The 16,051-nt window shown below is 34.9% G+C and carries 16 protein-coding genes; 10 read left to right on the top strand and 6 right to left on the bottom strand.

Annotated features, from left to right (window positions below):
* Positions 1–19 precede the first annotated feature (19 nt).
* From ABN763_RS02060 to ABN763_RS02075, 4 genes are all read left to right on the top strand, one after another.
* Positions 20–2,668 (top strand): DNA gyrase/topoisomerase IV subunit A, encoded by a 2,649-nt coding sequence (locus ABN763_RS02060; RefSeq protein WP_410483745.1) that lies wholly within the window; start codon positions 20–22, stop codon positions 2,666–2,668.
* Positions 2,669–2,754: 86 nt separating this feature from the next.
* Positions 2,755–3,090 carry a hypothetical protein gene (locus ABN763_RS02065; RefSeq protein ID WP_410483746.1) on the top strand — a complete coding sequence of 112 codons (336 nt, stop codon included), beginning with the start codon at positions 2,755–2,757 and terminating at the stop codon, positions 3,088–3,090.
* 14 nt (positions 3,091–3,104) lie between these two features.
* On the top strand, positions 3,105–3,476 hold the full coding sequence (locus ABN763_RS02070; RefSeq protein WP_410483747.1) for a hypothetical protein: 372 nt from the start codon (positions 3,105–3,107) through the stop codon (positions 3,474–3,476).
* Between the two features lie 92 nt (positions 3,477–3,568).
* Positions 3,569–4,195, top strand: a complete 627-nt coding sequence (locus tag ABN763_RS02075; protein WP_410483748.1) for a L,D-transpeptidase family protein — start codon at positions 3,569–3,571, stop codon at positions 4,193–4,195.
* Between the two features lie 37 nt (positions 4,196–4,232).
* Here ABN763_RS02075 and ABN763_RS02080 read toward each other — a convergent pair whose 3' ends face one another.
* The 4 genes from ABN763_RS02080 to ABN763_RS02095 form a co-directional block, all read right to left on the bottom strand.
* Positions 4,233–5,507, bottom strand: coding sequence for a hypothetical protein (locus ABN763_RS02080; RefSeq protein WP_410483749.1), 1,275 nt, complete (start codon positions 5,505–5,507; stop codon positions 4,233–4,235).
* 76 nt (positions 5,508–5,583) lie between these two features.
* Complete coding sequence (locus ABN763_RS02085) at positions 5,584–6,396, bottom strand: TerC family protein (RefSeq protein ID WP_410483750.1); 813 nt, start codon at positions 6,394–6,396, stop codon at positions 5,584–5,586.
* 2 nt (positions 6,397–6,398) lie between these two features.
* Positions 6,399–6,773, bottom strand: a complete 375-nt coding sequence (locus ABN763_RS02090; RefSeq protein ID WP_410483751.1) for a DNA topoisomerase IV — start codon at positions 6,771–6,773, stop codon at positions 6,399–6,401.
* A 38-nt stretch (positions 6,774–6,811) separates the two neighbouring features.
* The gene (locus tag ABN763_RS02095) at positions 6,812–7,216 is read right to left on the bottom strand and encodes a helix-turn-helix domain-containing protein (RefSeq protein WP_410483752.1); all 405 of its coding nucleotides are present in this window, start codon (positions 7,214–7,216) and stop codon (positions 6,812–6,814) included.
* A gap of 304 nt (positions 7,217–7,520) precedes the next feature.
* Between ABN763_RS02095 and ABN763_RS02100 the strand changes: the two genes are divergently transcribed.
* From ABN763_RS02100 to ABN763_RS02110, 3 genes are all read left to right on the top strand, one after another.
* Complete coding sequence (locus ABN763_RS02100; protein WP_410483753.1) at positions 7,521–8,669, top strand: M14 metallopeptidase family protein; 1,149 nt, start codon at positions 7,521–7,523, stop codon at positions 8,667–8,669.
* A gap of 63 nt (positions 8,670–8,732) precedes the next feature.
* Entirely contained in the window at positions 8,733–9,212 is a 480-nt protein-coding gene (locus ABN763_RS02105) for an Lrp/AsnC family transcriptional regulator (protein WP_410483754.1), read from the top strand.
* Between the two features lie 83 nt (positions 9,213–9,295).
* Positions 9,296–11,890: a phosphoenolpyruvate carboxylase gene (locus ABN763_RS02110; protein ID WP_410483755.1), complete on the top strand. Its 2,595-nt coding sequence runs from the start codon at positions 9,296–9,298 to the stop codon at positions 11,888–11,890.
* A gap of 97 nt (positions 11,891–11,987) precedes the next feature.
* On the opposite strand, the gene ABN763_RS02115 is transcribed toward ABN763_RS02110, so the two are convergent.
* On the bottom strand, positions 11,988–13,223 hold the full coding sequence (locus tag ABN763_RS02115) for a response regulator (protein ID WP_410483756.1): 1,236 nt from the start codon (positions 13,221–13,223) through the stop codon (positions 11,988–11,990).
* A 95-nt stretch (positions 13,224–13,318) separates the two neighbouring features.
* Here ABN763_RS02115 and ABN763_RS02120 point away from each other — a divergent pair, with 95 nt between their 5' ends.
* Complete coding sequence (locus ABN763_RS02120; protein WP_410483757.1) at positions 13,319–13,741, top strand: hypothetical protein; 423 nt, start codon at positions 13,319–13,321, stop codon at positions 13,739–13,741.
* Positions 13,742–13,761: 20 nt separating this feature from the next.
* Here the strand turns inward: ABN763_RS02120 and ABN763_RS02125 are convergent, their stop codons facing one another.
* Entirely contained in the window at positions 13,762–14,184 is a 423-nt protein-coding gene (locus ABN763_RS02125) for a hypothetical protein (protein ID WP_410483758.1), read from the bottom strand.
* A 168-nt stretch (positions 14,185–14,352) separates the two neighbouring features.
* Between ABN763_RS02125 and ABN763_RS02130 the strand changes: the two genes are divergently transcribed.
* Positions 14,353–14,730, top strand: a complete 378-nt coding sequence (locus ABN763_RS02130; RefSeq protein WP_410483759.1) for a response regulator — start codon at positions 14,353–14,355, stop codon at positions 14,728–14,730.
* A 74-nt stretch (positions 14,731–14,804) separates the two neighbouring features.
* Complete coding sequence (locus ABN763_RS02135; protein ID WP_410483760.1) at positions 14,805–15,977, top strand: N-acetylmuramoyl-L-alanine amidase family protein; 1,173 nt, start codon at positions 14,805–14,807, stop codon at positions 15,975–15,977.
* Positions 15,978–16,051: the final 74 nt, after the last annotated feature.

A 16,051-nucleotide genomic window follows, 5' to 3' on the forward strand; every position in this document is an offset into this window, starting at 1 on the left:
TTCTGAATTGATTATTAATATGGAGGAAAACGAAGAAGAGCTATACAACGAACAACCTCAAGAACAAACAGATACGATTACCAAGGTAACTGGAATGTATGCTGATTGGTTTTTAGACTATGCTTCTTATGTAATTCTGGAGCGCGCAGTACCTGCGATGGAGGATGGATTCAAACCCGTGCAACGTCGCATTATGCACGCATTAAAGGAATTGGATGATGGACGCTACAACAAGGTAGCGAATATTGTAGGTCATACCATGCAGTATCACCCTCATGGAGATGCTAGTATTGCAGATGCCATGGTACAAATAGGTCAGAAGAATTTATTAATCGATACCCAAGGTAACTGGGGTAATATTCTTACTGGTGATAGCGCTGCAGCATCACGGTATATAGAAGCGCGACTATCTAAATTTGCGTTAGATGTTGTTTTTAGCCCAAAGGTGACGGAGTGGCAACTTTCGTATGATGGTCGTAAAAAGGAACCTGTAAATCTTCCGGTAAAATTCCCATTACTACTAGCGCAAGGGGCAGAAGGTATCGCAGTAGGACTCTCAACCAAACTGTTACCACATAACTTTAATGAGCTCATTGATGCTTCTATTAAGTGTCTTAAAGGAAAAAGATTTAGCATCGTGCCTGACTTTCCTACTGGCGGAATTATGGATGCCACCAATTACAATGATGGGTTACGAGGCGGAAAAATTAGAATCAGGGCACGTATTAATCAACGAGATAAAAATTCGTTAGTCATTACAGAAATCCCATTTGGGACGAATACATCATCATTAATTGATTCTATTTTAAAAGCGAACGATAAAGGTAAAATCAAGATAAAAAAGATTGAGGATAATACGGCCGCCGAAGTCGAGATATTGATTCATCTGCCTTCTGGAATTTCTCCTGATAAAACAATTGATGCCTTATATGCATTTACAAATTGCGAAATGTCTATTTCACCTTTATCCTGTATCATTGAGGATAACAAGCCGATCTTTATTGGGGTAACGGAAGTGCTAAAGCGCTCAACCGATAATACGGTGGCGCTTTTAAAGCAAGAGCTTGAAGTAAAGCTTTATGAATTAGAAGAACAGTGGCATTTCGCTTCGCTCGAGCGTATTTTTATTGAAAACCGTATTTATCGTGATATTGAAGAAGAAGAAACTTGGGAGGGCGTTATTGCAGCTATCGATAAAGGCCTGCAGCCGCACGTTAAGCATCTAAAACGTCCCGTTGTAGAAGAAGATATTGTACGCCTAACAGAAATACGGATTAAGCGAATTTCCAAATTTGATATTGATAAGGCACAACAGCGCATTGACGCATTGGAAGCTGATATTGCTGAGGTTAAGCATCACCTGGAAAACCTTATTGAATTTGCCATTGATTACTTCACCAATCTAAAAAAGATATACGGAAAGGATAAAGAACGCCAGACGGAGATTAGAGTTTTTGGTGATGTGGACGCCACCAAAGTGGTTATACGTAATACAAAGTTATATGTAAATAGAGAAGAAGGTTTTGTCGGTACCTCATTGCGTAGAGATGAATATGTCGCAGATTGCTCTGATATTGATGATATTATCGTTTTTACTAAAGAGGGAAAAATGATGGTCACTAAAGTTGATTCGAAAACCTTTGTTGGTAAAGATATCGTGCATGTGGCGATCTTTAAAAAGAAAGACAAACGCACTATTTACAATATGATCTATCGCGATGGTAAAGGCGGTGCTTCCTATATAAAACGATTTGCAGTCACAGGAGTTACAAGAGATAAAGAATATGATTTGACACAGGGCAAAAAAGGTTCTGTAATGTGGTATTTTTCAGCGAACCCTAATGGAGAGGCTGAGGTGGTATCCGTATTCTTACGTCAAGTCGGTAGTATCAAAAAATTAAAATTCGATGTTGATTTTGCAGATTTGGCTATTAAAGGCCGAGGGGTGAAAGGAAATATTGTTACTAAGTATAGTATAAAACGTATTGAACTTAAAGAAAAGGGAGTTTCTACCCTCAAACCGCGAAAAATTTGGTTTGATGATACGGTTCAGCGTATTAATGTTGACGGGCGTGGCGAGTTAATTGGTGAATTTAGAGGTGAGGACCGATTACTGATTGTTGATCAGAAAGGAAATGCTAAGACGATAATACCGGAGGTTACGACCCATTTTAATGACGATATGATCATTTTGGAAAAATGGAAACCTAAAAAACCGATTTCTGCTATTTACTGGGACGGCGATAAAGAACGTTATTATGTAAAACGTTTTCTGATCGAGAATGAAAATAAAGAAGAAAATTTCATTTCGGATCATTCAAAATCATATTTAGAAGTTGTTTCAACAGATTATAGACCGGTTGCAGAAATTGTATTTAATAAGTTGCGAGGTAAAGATCAAAAACCAAATCAAAAAATTGATATTGAGCAATTTATAGCGATTAAGGGAATTAATGCTTTAGGTAATCAATTAACTACAGAAAAGGTAAAACAAATTAATCTTTTGGACCCGTTGCCATATGAAGAACCTGAGGAAACCCCGCCGGAGGAAATAGAAGTAGTAGGCGAAGAAATGTTGTCGGAAGGTGGGGGTGAAGGCCACCCTACGCCTAACACTGATGACAAAGAAAAGGGAGATGAGGAAGGACAGATCACCTTAGAACTTTAGTTGACAACGATTATGATGGATGTACATATGGCTTTAATAAAGTAATTCCTATGTTAGTTGCAAATAAATAAATAAATAAATAAACTATGTTAGGATTATTGCTCATTTATTTTATTGGAAAACGTTTTTACACTTTAGCAGACGAGTTTAGCAAACATAAGTGGGGGTTTGCCATATTAGGTGTAGTCTCTTATTATGTAGGTACTTTTGTTGGCGGATTACTAGTAGGTATTTTAGGAGCAATTTTTATGTGGGAATTTGTTTTAAACCCAGCGAATAATCTGGCATTGGGCTTTGCTGTTATTCCTTTTGGTCTTGCCGTGTGTGCCGGTTTATATTATATACTTCAACATTTGTGGAAAAAAGAGGGATATAAGGCTGAAGTTGAAATTGACAAAATAGGAGATTATCGTCAGGATTAGCAATAAATCAATAATTGAATACTAATAGAAATATAGTTCGTCAAGTCCGAGATATTCAAGCACGTGCTGATCATTTGATAAATACTTCTGCAGGTCTAACTGAAATTGAACAGTTTTCGGACTACAACAAAGAGCTTAAATCGTTTTTAATAAAAACCATTAAGGATGATTTCATATTTAATTATATAAAAGAAATTCCTGAGCTGGAAATTTCTGAATCTGAAACTAAAAAAGGTTTCTTCTATGTTATATTGTACTTCATATTTGGCTCTCTGGGCCTTCTTGCTGCCGAAACGAAGCAAATCAATGATTCCTTAGATACAATTAGAGATATTAAAGGAAAGTATGCCTCTGTTGAACTCTTGCTAAGCAACAACTTTGATTGATTATATATATGCGCAAGTACCTTATTTCATCTCTTGTTTTAGTTGTCCTGGTTTTTCTTTTTTTGACCTATGGTAGATCTATATGGAAACCTATGATCACAAAAATAAAAGGGAAGGAAACGGTTGTCTCCATTAAGGAAAAATATGAAGACACTGCTTTAAAGAGGTTGAAGCCTGAACTTAAAGCTGCCGGATTTGAAGAACTCCCTGAGCAGATGTTATTTATCGCCTTAAAAGAAGAACGAATTCTTGAGCTATGGGGAGAAGCGGACGCAAACTGGAAACTGATCAAAAAATACCCTTTTACTGCCTTTAGTGGAAAGTTAGGACCTAAACTTAAAGAAGGAGACAAGCAAATTCCTGAGGGTGTTTATAAAATTGAGTACTTGAATCCTAACAGCGCTTATCATTTGTCGCTAAAAGTAAATTATCCAAACGCCTTCGACAAACAAAAGGCTGCTGAAGAAAACCGAACGAAACTAGGCGGAGATATTTTTATTCATGGCAAAGCAGTGACCATTGGTTGTATTCCGATTGGAGATAAGGCTATTGAAGAGGTATTTGTTTTAGCTTCAAAAGCGATGAATAAGGGTATAAAAGTTATAATTAGTCCGATCGATTTTCGCAAAAGATCCGATATCCCCGAGATAAATAGTGTAAGTTGGGAAAACGAGCTTTATGCAATAATTACTAGCGAACTAAGGGAGTTTTCACTTTAACCAATCTTCGGAGTTTAGTTACAAAATGAAGTGTAATTCACTCTAAATCCGTTATCCATTTAAAACGACTCTTAGTAAGCGGATAATCTTCAAATGTTTTGTAGTGTGTTTCGACCTCTAGCGTATCACCTAAATAAATACCTTTGAATGTAGTAGTCTTGTTTTTTCCGTTTTGAAATTTAAAAAGAAATTCATCCTTAGCTTCACCACGGGTGGGTTTGAACCTAAACTCCTTACTTATAGTATCAACCTCAAAATTAAAACGCTGCTGGCTTTTATCTATGGTAATAAGATTAAAGGTTTCCGGCCAGTATGACATGCCATTGATCGATATATTTTTCCACCTAGTACCTTCCGAATTATCAAGTGTATCACCATTCTTAATAAAAAGATCCACAGTATGATACTGCGTCATAAATGCGAATCGATTATTTTTTTGTCTCGAAATTCTTTCGGGATAAATTGTAAAACATGAAATAATAAAGTAGCTAAGTATAGCGCCCTTTAAAACATAGCCAATTTTTTTCGAGGTTTTTCCAGTGAGTAATGACTCGTTTGTTTTTGGAACCGTTGGTTTATTTCTGATGAAAAAATCAATCATTCGTCCAATATCTTCAGTAAGGATAAGAATGGTCATCAAAAAAAGATGTATCGCAAACATTTTAACCCGCACGTCATAACCGATATCGACCAAAACAACATTGGCCATTGCAATAAAAGAAATGAAGGCTCCAATAAAGGTTGTTTTTCTGAATAACAATAAAATACCGCCAATAAGTTCAATCCATCCACTGGTGCGGGTGTAGAACTCAGAATAGCTCATAAAATCCCATAAAAATCGCATTCCCGTATGGTTACCAGCTGTATTTTCGAGACGATCGAGATCCATTGTACCAAATTGCAACATAAAAACTTTTGATAAGCCGTAAATAATAAGTGTTAGGCCAACGTGATAGCGTAAAATGGTTTTAAGCAGAATTTTTAATTTTTTACTGTAATCAGTTTTCAATTTCGTGTCAATTAACATCCAAATAAATGCCCCAATTACAGATAAACAAGCAATTAAAAGGAACCGACTAAAGTCGTACTTCGAATCGAAGCCATTAAGTAAACGCTTGTCATTAAACTCCCAGCCCAGAAACGTTTCACCAAACCAGATGGTAATAGGCTGCCAAAAGGAGATGTCACTAGTAGTGAGCTCCTGAATGTACTCGAATCCGTAAGGATAGATATAAAGTACTATATAGAGAAAAACGAAACGAAGTAGATATTTCGACAAAGTTTTTTGTTGTGTATGGGTAATGTTTGTCATGAAATGTTCCTGTAAATGAACTGAATGAAGTTAGTGTTGATATGTTACATAGTGATCGGAAAAATCCTAAAAACATTTATTGTTTAGGAAACTCCTTTTTTGCAGCTTGCTTTCTACCCAATTTCATATTTAAAAACTCCACTAGTAAAGAGAAAGAAATTGCAAAGTATAAATAGCCTTTTGGAATTGCACCTACTTCATTATTGAATACCTTGGTATGCGCCAAATGCGCACTTTCGGTGATTAGCATAAAACCAATAAGAATTAAAAATGCAAGGCCTAACATTTGAATTGAAGGGTGGTTTTCAATAAACTTTCTTATTCCGTTAGCGAATGCCATCATGATTATGATAGAAATAACGACAGCAATAATCATTAATATTAGCGCATGATCAGGATTCGGAGATAGGTTATTGGTCATTCCTACGGCTGTTAGTATAGAATCGATTGAAAAAATAAAATCAATTACTACAATTTGAACGACTGCTTGTGAAAATGAACTTACTTTTTTCTGTTTTACCCCCTCCACATCGTGTTCAGGTTCATCGATCTTTTCTCGTATTTCTGAGGTACTTTTATATATAAGGAATAGGCCACCAGCGAATAAAATTAAAGCTTGCCAACTTAAAGAAACACTAAGCCAATTATTATCTATTGTATAAAAGGGTGTTTTTAAACTTACTAAGAATGATACTAGAAATAACAATATGATCCGTTGTACCATAGCCAACACGAGGCCAATGTTGGTTGCACTTTTTCGCTTGTTTTCTGGTAGTTTGTTGGCAACAATTGAAATAAAAACAATATTGTCAATACCCAATATAATTTCGAGAAACGTAAGGGTGATCAATGCGAAAATTGCATCAGATGATAATAAAAATTCTAGCATGCTTAATTAGTTTTAAAGGCTTCCCCTTTTTGCTTGTTCGTATCACCAACAAGCGAATATTCAAATGTATAGCTATTTTTTTTAGTGGTTAAAATCTTGATATGTACTGCTTTTTGTTCCGCAATACTTTTAGGGTGTAACTTTTTGACTATGTATTCGCAATTGTTAATCCATTGTATTGAAGCAGTGTCAATCTTGTTATTGTAATAGTCAATTTCAATACTATCGTTTCGCACAAATCGGGTTTTTTGAATTTCGCCAGCTATTTTAGTCTCAAATTCAAAAGTACCGATCCTAAAATCTTCGCATTTGCGCTCAGGCGCTTCATAACAAGCATGAAGCAGCAAAACAGCGGTAATTACAAACAGTCGTTTCATTTTATAAAGTTAAAATGAATATTAATGCTAACGAAGACTTAGTTTGAAAAACTTTTAAAACTACCGTCGGTGTAAAAGATAACAATGCGTTCGATTTTTTTTTCTGAAGAATTTTCCGGCAAGGGAGTTTTAGAGGATGCTTCTTTAAATGAAATAGTTTTCTGAACGGCGGGTTTAGAAATGGCTGCTCTTTGTTGGTCGGGAGATAGGGTAGTATCTACTGGAAAATTTCCTTTGCCATTTAATAACCAATACAATTCGACTTCAGGATAGGTATCAATAATTTTTAAAACAAAATCAAGACTTGGCTTATTTCTTCCCGACAGAATATGTGAAATAGTAGAGCGTTGAATTCCCAATGTATCTGCTAAACCAGAAGCAGAAAGTTGATAGTATTCCTGTATTTTTTTTATTCTTTGACCAAATTCTTGACTGTTTACCATTGTAAACTAACTTATATGAAAACGTAGTTCACAAATATAAACAATATCTAATTCACATAAGTAAATAATATATAAATCGATAAAAATATATTGAATTTAAACTTTAAGTAAATTAGTTTAAAACAATGATTAGATGTAATTTACATATAATACTAATTTATATGTTAAATTACCTCAAAGCCCAAGTGGCTATTTGTTAAAAACAGCTTTCAAATTGTATACAGGTGTAATCGAATCTTTAAAAGTGGATGTTTACATTTGTAAATAATAAGCTGTTTACATTTGTAACTCAATTTCATACTTGATGATTCAAAATTTTATAAGTAGCTACCCACGAATTAAAGAAGAATCTCTTATGGGTCGATATATCTCTACAAAACATATCGCTCCTTTAATAACTAAATACAACGCAATCGTCGTTGGAGAATCAGTCCTGCAGAATCCTATTCATAAAATCCAAATCGGGAATGGAGTGACTAAAATATTAATGTGGTCTCAAATGCATGGTAATGAAAGTACTACTACAAAAGCTCTTTTTGATTTTTTAAATTTTTTAAGTTCTGATGATCCATTAGGAAAAGAAATTTTAAGGCGATGCACACTAGTTATAATCCCAATGCTTAATCCTGATGGTGCAAATGTTTACACACGAGTAAATGCCAACGAAATTGACCTTAATCGTGATGCCCAAGACCTTTCACAGCCCGAAAGTAAAGTGTTACGAAATGTTTTTGAAGAGTTTGAACCACATTTTTGTTTTAATCTTCACGGGCAGCGCACCATTTTTAGCGCTGGAAATAATTCAAAATCGGCTAGTTTATCATTTTTAGCGCCCGCTTATAATAAAAACAGGGATGTCAATGCCACTCGGGAGGCGGCTATGCGTATTATCAGTTGTTTGAATACGGATTTACAAACTGTATTACCAAATCAAATTGGGCGCTATGATGACGGTTTTAATATAAATTGTGTAGGTGATTCTTTTCAGCAATCAGGAGCTTCCACTATACTTTTTGAAGCTGGACATATTGATAATGATTATGATCGAGAAACAGTAAGAACATTAGTTGCGTACGCTATTTTTAAATGTTCGCATTTAATTGCGACTAACTTGTATCAAACTGAAAAAGTAGAGGAGTACTTTAGTATTCCTAACAATGAAAAACTGTTTTATGATATCATCTTACGAAACGTGGTTGTGATTAAAAACGGTATTACACAGTCTGCTGATGTAGCAATTCAGTATAAAGAAGTTTTACAAAAGGATAACATTCAATTTATACCGTTTGTCGCTGCAATTAATAATTTAAATGGCTTTTTTGGTCATCAAGAACCTATGGTTGCTGATATGTTGTTCAAACAAGGAGAATTAACCTATCCCGTTATTGATGAAAATGCTGAAAATATTTCACTAAATAATCAACTTCTTTCAAAAATCTTAACAAAAAAATAAATTTTAACTATTTATTTTCAATCAAAACTTACTAATTTTGTTTTTTCTTATTGAAAATGCATTATGGCAAAATTTAAACTAGACGAAATCGATCACCAGATTCTGGATATGTTAATTGACAATACCAGAATACCATTTACGGATATTGCAAAAAAATTATTAATCTCTGCGGGTACCGTTCATGTGCGAGTAAAAAAAATGGAGGAAGCCGGAATTATCAGAGGCTCTTCGTTGACCTTAGATTATGTAAAACTGGGTTACTCGTTCATTGCATATGTAGGAATATTTTTAGAGAAAACGTCGCAAACAAAGTTTGTACTGCAAAGAATTCGCGAAATCCCTTACGTTACAGTGGCACATATTACCACAGGAAAATTCAATATTTTTTGCAAAGTACGTGCTCGTGATACCAAGCATGCTAAAGACGTCATTTTTATGATCGACGATATTGAAGGAGTTTCAAGAACAGAAACGATGATTTCTTTAGAGGAGAGCATTAATGACAAGAAACGTTTAATGCATACTATTTTCAACGAGCTTTAAATCATACTAACAGCCTAATTAAACCCTCTGTTAGTTTAACAAGAGGGTTTTTTTATGTATCACTTTCAAAATAACCACCAAAGATGTCAAGAAAACCAAAGATTGAACGATTTAATGATCACGTTCTTTCAAAGTATCAGATATACAACAGTATTTTTACCACGTTACCTTTCGATAAGATTGAACAAACGGGTAGATTACTCCCATTGTTTTCCCAATTATGTGCAGAAGGATATGAAAAGAAACTTAATCCAAGTGAAATTGTTGATGGATTTTTCGAGAAACATAAGGGCTTCGAGTCGGAGAAGGAAAAAAACGATACACTTTTTAAGTTTATTCAATATATAGAGCGTCAGGTAGTCTTATTTGATGCTATTGAGGATGCAGCTTTCCGAATTGTTAACAATATGGACGGCCGCGGTACGATGAGGAACTTGAAAGAAGCTGCAAGGGCGAATAACCAGCAAGAAGAATTAATTGAATACCTAAAAAGGTTTAAAGTACGTCCAGTACTTACCGCACACCCCACTCAGTTTTATCCAGGTACGGTACTGGGTATTATTACCGATTTGGCAAAGGTAATTTTAAATGATGATTTACAACAAACCAGAAAGTTGTTAGCGCAGTTGGGTAAAACACCTTTTTTTAAGAAAGAGAAACCGACGCCTTATCACGAGGCCATGAACTTAATATGGTATCTACAACACATATTTTATCATTCTGCCAGTAATATTTATAATTACATTAGTCAAAACATAATGAGTGGTCAAGAGGTGGAAAATGAGATTATCAATCTTGGTTTTTGGCCGGGAGGAGATAGGGATGGCAATCCTTTTGTTACTACCGAAACAACACTAAAAGTCGCTAAAAGTCTTCGTAGACGTATTTTGTACAATTATTACAAGGATATTCGCCTATTAAGAAGGCGGTTAACATTTCCTAAAATACCACTTATGATACAGGAGGTGGAGTATGCATTATACGATACGGTACATAGCGCATCGGCAAAACCTAAAATTTCGTTGGCCGATTTGAAAAGTAAGCTACAGGAAATCCGGGAATTGATTGTAGAAGAACATAAATCCCTTTTTCTGGAAGAGCTAGATGACTTAATAAACAAGGTGAAACTTTTCGGATTCCATTTTGCAAGTTTAGACATAAGACAAGATTCTAGAGTTCATCATAATGTGTTTGAAAACGTTATTAAAACGGCTGAAAAACAGCTGCCGAATTTATTTCCTAAAGACTTTCTGAAAAAGTCAGAGGAAGAGCAAATTGCTTTTTTAGGAACAGTTAAAGGGAAATTAGACCCCGAACTGATCGATGATGAGATGACAAAACGTACCATCAGCTCGATTTATGCTATAAAAACGATTCAAAAAGAAAATGGCGAGCGCGGCTGTAATCGTTACATTATTAGTAACAATCAAACCGCTTTAAATGTGATGGAAACCTTTGCCATGATCCGACTAACTGGTTGGAACGATCCAACTGTCGACGTAGTTCCACTTTTTGAAACAGTACCCGACTTAAAAGTAGCACATGAGGTAATGCGTGTATTATATAGCAATAAAGCATACCGAAATCATGTAAAAAGAAGAGGTGATAAGCAAACAATCATGCTCGGCTTTAGCGACGGGACGAAAGATGGGGGCTATTTAATGGCGAATTGGAGTATTTTTAAAGCTAAAGAAGAGCTTACCAAAGTTTCAAGGGAATATGGAATCAAAGTAATCTTTTTCGATGGTCGTGGAGGGCCTCCGGCAAGGGGCGGGGGTAATACGCATCAATTTTATGCCTCTTTGGGACCCACTATTGAAAATGAAGAAATCCAGTTAACAATACAAGGGCAAACAATCAGTTCTAATTTTGGGACAAAAAATAGCAGCCAGTATAATTTGGAACAACTTATTAGCTCAGGAATTACTAATGCGGTATTAGGGGGACAGGATGCTGAATTAAATTATGTTGACCGCGCTACTATGGATGCCTTATCAGAGTTAAGTTATCAAGCCTATGTTGACTTCAAAAACCATCCTAAATTTTTACCATATTTAGAGCATATGAGTACTTTAAAGTATTATGCTAAAACAAATATTGGTTCCCGCCCTTCTAAAAGAGGTAAGTCTTCTAAATTGGATTTTTCTGATTTACGGGCAATTCCCTTTGTAGGCAGTTGGAGTCAGTTAAAACAGAATGTACCCGGTTTTTATGGAGTAGGGATCGCCTTAAAATACTTTGACAAAAATGGCGAGTTTGATAAAGTAAAATCACTTTATGAAAACTCAGCTTTTTTTAGAACGCTTATTGGGAATAGTATGATGAGCTTGACCAAGTCTTTTTTCCCGTTGACAGCATACATGAAAAACGACGAGGAGTATGGAGATTTTTGGAAATTAATTTATGATGAATACGAAACTACAAAAGCGTTGTTGTTAAAACTAACCGGGCAAAAAGAACTAATGGATCATGAACCCGCAGGGCGTGCTTCTATTCACGTACGTGAAAAGATCGTACTTCCCTTATTAACGATTCAGCAATTTGCGCTTCGTAAAGTAAAAGAAATAGAAGCTAAAACGAATAAGACACCAGCGGATAAAAAGGCGCAAGAGGTGTATGAGAAAATGGTCACTAGATCACTGTTTGGTAATATTAATGCCAGCAGAAATAGTGCTTAAAATACCGCTTATTCATCTTGAAAGATACTCAGAAATTGAAGTATTTGACACGGGCATTATTTTTTGTGAATAATGCCTTGTTTTATCGTGTGGTTTTCTAAGAATATTCCCCAGCCTCAAAAACACCTACATGTTGATATATTTTGTCAAGTAGTTGTCCTTTTTCAAAGGGCTTCAAAATATAATCATTCAGTCCTGCACGAATCATTTGTTCATTAAGTTGGGTAACATCAACAGCTGTGAAGGCGATTATGGGAATTTCAGTATTAAATTCACGTATTTTTTTGGTTGCGCCAACACCGTTTAAATTAGGCATATTTACATCCATTAAAACGATATCAAAGTTGTTATTTCTTACCAGTTCAATGGCATCAATACCATTATCAACAGTTTCGCAGTCAAAGTTTTCATCAATTAACAATTTGCTTGTGACCATTAAATTGATTTTATTATCATCGACTACTAGAGCCTTTAATTTTTTACCCATGTCAGCCTCTGATTCCTTCCCGATAGCGAAACTCACCGTAAGTAATGATTCGGTAAATTCATCTGCTTTATTGTTAAGGCTAAGAGTCCCATTAATTGCGTTACTAAGTGTATTTACAATGGTGGTGTTCACTCCAGTACCTAAATAACTACCTTGAGAGCGACGGTTTTTGGTAAACTCGTAATAAATAGATTTTTCTTCTTCTTTTGATATTTCTTTTCCGTTGTGTTTTATGCTGAATGTAATCGTATTATGATCTTCCGTTTGATTGACCAATATAGCACTTACTTTAACTTGACCGTTTCTGGTAAAACGAAGTGCATTATTAATTAAGTTCATTAAAATCTGAGATAAGATCAATGGATCTCCTTGCAGCTTTGCATGGATTGAATCGTCAAAATTTAGTTCTATAGTGTTATTTGAATTTTCAGTAGCATAGCGAAATGAATTGACCAAATTCTGAGTTACCTCTTTTATATTGAAATTGATAGAACGAGCTTTTACGCTTCCATCGTCAATGTTATTGACTTGCAATACGTTGTTGATCAAGGTTAATAAATAATCTCCTGAAAACTTTAGTGATTTGATGTTTTGATCTTCTTTTAATTCTGGATGTTCTTCAGAGAGCAGATTGGTTAACCCAATAATACCATAGAGCGGTGTGCGTAATTCAGCACTTAAATTAGAAACAAATTGATGATCTAATTTAGACTGTTTGAGCAATTTTTCATTTTGATCTGTTAACGTATTATTTTGCCTAGATAATCTCTGATTTCTATTTTGCATCAAAAAGATCACAATAGCAAATACGCCAACCAGTAAACCGATTATTAATTGATAAGACACGAAGCAACTTTTTCTAGTTTTAAAACTACAGAAAAAAATGGAAAATTGTTACATTTTTTGGTGTGATTTAACAGAAAAACTAAATAATTTGAATGATGAGCAGCCTTAAGCAGAAGTTATATGTTGATTATAAATTGATAGTGATTTACATAACACTATATTTTTGTTGGGGCTTGGGTATGAACTGGTTTGGCGCCACCGTCGAAATAGCAAGATTTACCTACTGGTGGCAAGTTATTAGCTGTTATATTCTATACATGGTTCCCATATCATTATTGTTAAGAAAAATGCCTTTTCATACACAGTATGCTTACGGGTTAGTGGCGATGGCGGTTTTGGAGTTTGGAGGTTATGCACTGCAAACTTCATATGCGTACCCAAATAATATTCTAGATAAAATCTTTGGTGTCAGAAACTTTAGCTTATCCATGGCATTATTTTTTGCCTTGTATTTTCCTTTAGGTAATCGGGCGGTACAGGGTATATATAAAATTCTATATAAGAAAGAACCCGAATAAAATATTCGGGTTTTCTAAAGTTACTTAATCCATCCTTTCTTAATACATAATGTCGAGTACCAGACTAATAAGATGGCAACTATTAAGACAGTTATCGTTAGTATTATCTCATAAGTTTCCAATACAGGAACGATATCACTCATAAAGAAAATGTGGGCTTGCTGCATTACAACGCCAATTAATGATATTAAAAAGACAGTTTTAGCTAGCTTTCTTTTTATTAATAAAAGAACACATCCTAATACACCGGCAAATACCGCTAGTGCATAGCCCGCGGTTGCCCATGCAGGACGAGATTCGTAAAACGCTTGAAGTTTTTCGGCCTTAGGCACCATGTCATAGGCCTCCATAATGTAGGTAGAAGCACCCATTAAATTCCATAAAAGTGCTAAAACCCCAATGATCCAAAACCAGGTATTGGGCTTGTTTGATGTGGTTGTCATAACTTAAAATTGAATTGGTTAGTGGTTTGAAGTTATAGTTTTTCTCAGGCTTAACAAAATGTTGTTTTACAATTCAAACCTAAACTAATTCAGTTGCAAGGCTTTATTTGTTTTAAATTGTTGATTTTCATATTATTACTACAAAAACCATTTTATTTAAGATTAAAAATGAGCAAGCCCGAAAAAATTTTGTTGGTTGACGATGATGATATTTACTTATTCATTGCAGGGAAAACCATTAGAAAAGTGCTTCCGGATATTGATATTGCCACTTGTAAAAATGGGAAAGAGGCCATTCAACGTCTTCAAAAAGATAAACCGAATATTCTTTTTCTAGATTTGAATATGCCGGTTATGAATGGGTGGAGTTTTCTTGACGAACTGAAGAAAAAAGAACAAGAATTAGGATTTCCTATAATCATTGTTACCTCTTCTATTGATTATGATGATAAAGAAAGAGCAAAAAGTTTTGACTTTGTAAAAGGGTATATCGAAAAACCTTTAAACGAATCCAAAATGCAGGAACATTTATTAAGTAGGAATTAATTTTTATAAAAGTTCTGGTAATATTTATGATCTTAGCTTAGTTATTAGTACAAGGTTATTTTCAAAAGGGTTTCATGCGCAATTTTCTTAGTCTTCTTATTGTTTTTTTTAGTGGTAATCTCCTAATCGCTCAAAATCAAGAACGCGATACGATACGTGCTTTAGCACAAAAATCAGATGGTATTTACTCCATTTTAAGAAACAATGGTTTTCCACCCAACGCATACATTCATGACTTTCTAGAACTCAACAAAAAGAAGCTCAACGGCTCAAAGGCTTTGGTTTTAGGAGAGGAGTACATTTTAGCCGTGCTGAAAACAAAAAAAATAACGGAGCAACCAAAAAAAGAAAAGCCAACAAATAAGACGGATGAACTAGTTGAAACTTCTAAAAAGAAAATCTCCGATTCTGTTCAGGCTAAAGTGACTCCAGCTGTAAATACAGAACAAAAAGTAAGTGATAAATCAGATTCTGTGGGGCTCGCCACTTCCAGTAACCTTTATGTAAACTACCCACTTTTTGGTGAAGAATTGAGTCGGGTAGCTATTAAAAATAATGACCTTAAAGGTGCGGTATTTTATTTGATGAGCGGTCATGGAGGACCCGATCCTGGATCAGTAGAACAGGTCGACGGAAAATTATTGGCCGAAGATGAATACGCTTATGATGTTAGTCTGAGGTTAGCACGTTATTTAATTGAACGAGGAGCTAAAGTTACCATGATAATTCGTGACAAAAATGATGGTATACGAGATGAACGCTTGTTAGAAGTAGATTATGATGAAGTAAATTATCCTTCTGAGCTTATTTCATTAGATCAATTAACAAGATTAAAACAGCGTGTTGATGCAGTGAATGATCTATACACAATAAACAAAGGTAAATACCAACGCTTAGTTACTATACATGTAGATAGTAGGGGTAAGAACCGAAATATGGATGTTTATTTTTATTACCATAAGAAAAGTGCTACTGGAAAACGACTGGCTCAAGGCTTGCAAGGTACATTTAAAGCTAATTACAAAAAATTTCAACCCAATAGAAAATACTATGGCAGTGTTACGTCGAGAACGCTTTATGTAGTAAAAAACACCTTGCCAGCAATGGTGTATGTAGAGTTGGGAAACATTAAAAATAAAAGGGATCAGAAACGACTTTTTAGCCCTAAAAACAGGGAGGTGATGGCCAAATGGCTAGGTGAAGGCCTTCAGTTAGATTACGAACGGTCTAAGCAAAAAGACAATTAATTCTCTTTTTAGTAGTAAATCGACTTTTTTCATAGATAGAAACTGTAACTGTTGATAATATTATCATAATCCTT

It is taken from the genome of Spongiivirga sp. MCCC 1A20706 (assembly GCF_046524175.1).
Taxonomy (GTDB): Bacteria; Bacteroidota; Bacteroidia; order Flavobacteriales; family Flavobacteriaceae; genus Spongiivirga.

Excerpts from the sequence above, each read along its gene's own strand:
- ABN763_RS02060 (WP_410483745.1), top strand. The coding sequence starts at position 20 with ATGGAGGAAAACGAAGAAGAGCTATACAACGAACAACCTCAAGAACAA.
- ABN763_RS02065 (WP_410483746.1), top strand. The coding sequence starts at position 2,755 with ATGTTAGGATTATTGCTCATTTATTTTATTGGAAAACGTTTTTACACT.
- ABN763_RS02075 (WP_410483748.1), top strand. The coding sequence starts at position 3,569 with ATGATCACAAAAATAAAAGGGAAGGAAACGGTTGTCTCCATTAAGGAA.
- ABN763_RS02080 (WP_410483749.1), bottom strand. The coding sequence starts at position 5,507 with ATGACAAACATTACCCATACACAACAAAAAACTTTGTCGAAATATCTA.
- ABN763_RS02085 (WP_410483750.1), bottom strand. The coding sequence starts at position 6,396 with ATGCTAGAATTTTTATTATCATCTGATGCAATTTTCGCATTGATCACC.
- ABN763_RS02090 (WP_410483751.1), bottom strand. The coding sequence starts at position 6,773 with ATGAAACGACTGTTTGTAATTACCGCTGTTTTGCTGCTTCATGCTTGT.
- ABN763_RS02095 (WP_410483752.1), bottom strand. The coding sequence starts at position 7,216 with ATGGTAAACAGTCAAGAATTTGGTCAAAGAATAAAAAAAATACAGGAA.
- ABN763_RS02100 (WP_410483753.1), top strand. The coding sequence starts at position 7,521 with ATGATTCAAAATTTTATAAGTAGCTACCCACGAATTAAAGAAGAATCT.
- ABN763_RS02105 (WP_410483754.1), top strand. The coding sequence starts at position 8,733 with ATGGCAAAATTTAAACTAGACGAAATCGATCACCAGATTCTGGATATG.
- ABN763_RS02110 (WP_410483755.1), top strand. The coding sequence starts at position 9,296 with ATGTCAAGAAAACCAAAGATTGAACGATTTAATGATCACGTTCTTTCA.
- ABN763_RS02120 (WP_410483757.1), top strand. The coding sequence starts at position 13,319 with ATGAGCAGCCTTAAGCAGAAGTTATATGTTGATTATAAATTGATAGTG.
- ABN763_RS02125 (WP_410483758.1), bottom strand. The coding sequence starts at position 14,184 with ATGACAACCACATCAAACAAGCCCAATACCTGGTTTTGGATCATTGGG.
- ABN763_RS02130 (WP_410483759.1), top strand. The coding sequence starts at position 14,353 with ATGAGCAAGCCCGAAAAAATTTTGTTGGTTGACGATGATGATATTTAC.
- ABN763_RS02135 (WP_410483760.1), top strand. The coding sequence starts at position 14,805 with ATGCGCAATTTTCTTAGTCTTCTTATTGTTTTTTTTAGTGGTAATCTC.